The sequence below is a fragment of the Petrocella sp. FN5 genome, assembly GCF_029210395.1.
Classification (GTDB): domain Bacteria; phylum Bacillota; class Clostridia; order Lachnospirales; family Vallitaleaceae; genus Petrocella.
The window spans coordinates 1-1,574 of record NZ_JARGDP010000173.1 but is presented as its reverse complement, the minus strand read 5'-3'; the positions used below and the strand labels follow the sequence as shown (position 1 = coordinate 1,574).

2 protein-coding genes are annotated in these 1,574 nt (G+C 40.7%); one reads left to right on the top strand and one right to left on the bottom strand.

Going from position 1 to position 1,574, the window contains the following annotated elements; genetic code table 11:
* The coding region (locus tag P0N36_RS15265) for a hypothetical protein (RefSeq protein WP_275843745.1) at nt 1-181 on the bottom strand (181 nt) is incomplete at its 3' end.
* A gap of 90 nt (nt 182-271) precedes the next feature.
* On the opposite strand from P0N36_RS15265, the gene P0N36_RS15260 reads away from it, so the two are divergent.
* On the top strand, nt 272-1,438 hold the full coding sequence (locus P0N36_RS15260; RefSeq protein WP_275843744.1) for an IS110 family transposase: 1,167 nt from the start codon (nt 272-274) through the stop codon (nt 1,436-1,438).
* Nucleotides 1,439-1,574: the final 136 nt, after the last annotated feature.

Sequence of the window (1,574 nt, the reverse complement as noted above, 5' to 3'; positions counted from 1 at the left end):
CTTGTATGATGTTTATAGAACTTAAAACATCATATTCCTTTCTTTTTAATATCGTGGTTATAATACAATCAGATACTGTGGACTTTTGATTTTTCCCTGTAGCTCGACTACTTAACTGGAGTGTATTGCCGCTATCTTTATCTGAATTGTTTATAAGCTGGATGTTGCCGTCGGAGTTCATTCTCCTGAGTACTTATTTCAATCAAGTCTACGATGATAATTATTGGTGGATATCACGGTATCAGACTTTTAGAAAGGGAGGTACAACCTCATGATTTACGTTGGCATTGATATTGCTAAACTCAACCATTTTGCCTCAGTCCTATCTTCTGATGGTGAAATACTCATCGAGCCGTTCAAATTTACGAATGACGGTGATGGCTTCCATTTGTTGATCTTCAAACTCGATTCCTTCGGTTTGGACAACCTCATCATCGGTCTTGAATCGACGGCGCACTATGGTGACAACCTGGTCCGATTCCTTGTCGCCACTGGTTACAAGGTGTGTGTTCTTAATCCCCTTGCCACGTCTTCCATGCGAAAAAACAACATTCGCAAAACCAAGACGGACAAAGTCGACACCTACATTATTGCTAAAACTTTAATGTTGCAAAACTCTTTCAGATTCATCACCTTCTATGATCTCGACATCATGGACCTAAAGACCCTTGGTCGTTTTCGTCAGAAAACCATTAAGCAGCGGACACGGTTAAAAATCCAGCTGACTTCCTATGTTGACCAAGTCTTTCCTGAACTGCAGTACTTCTTCAAGTCAGGACTGCACCAGAAATCTGTCTATGCTCTTCTGAAAGAGGCACCTGCACCACGCGACATTGCTTCTATGCACATGACCCATCTTGCTCATCTACTTGAAGTTTCCTCCCACGGTCATTTCAAGAAAGAACAGGCAAAAGAATTAAGAGTTCTTGCACAGAAGTCTGTCGGTAACAGTGACAGTACTGTATCTATTCAAATAACCCACGCCATTTCACAAATTGAGTTATTGGATAGCCAATTAAAAAGTATTGAAGCTGAGATGACCGATATCATGAAATTCAATGATTCAGTCATCATGACCATTCCAGGCATCGGATACATCAACGGTGGAATGATACTCGGTGAAATTGGTAACATTCATCGATTCGGTAAACCTAAACAACTATTGGCTTACGCTGGTCTAGATCCTTCTGTTCATCAGTCTGGTAACTTTAATGCTAAGAATACCAGGATGTCTAAACGAGGCTCTAGGGTTCTTAGGTACGCGCTTATGAATGCAGCGCACAATGTTGTTAGGAACAATGCAACCTTCAAGGCTTATTATGATGCCAAGATGGCTGAAGGCCGGACACATTACAATGCCCTTGGACATTGTGCCGGCAAGTTAGTCAGAATCATCTGGAAGATGATGACTGATGATGTAGAATTTAATCTCAACTAAGAGATCTGATACTATCAATCTGTAGATTTTGAAAAAGCGCCTTTAAGGGAGCTCTATTAAAGTTACCCTTTTTACCACAGATACTAAAAATCGAATTTCCTGCTATTTTCCTCTTGACTTTTCATAGCTGGTCTCC

Excerpts from the sequence above, each read along its gene's own strand:
- P0N36_RS15260 (WP_275843744.1), top strand. The coding sequence starts at position 272 with ATGATTTACGTTGGCATTGATATTGCTAAACTCAACCATTTTGCCTCA.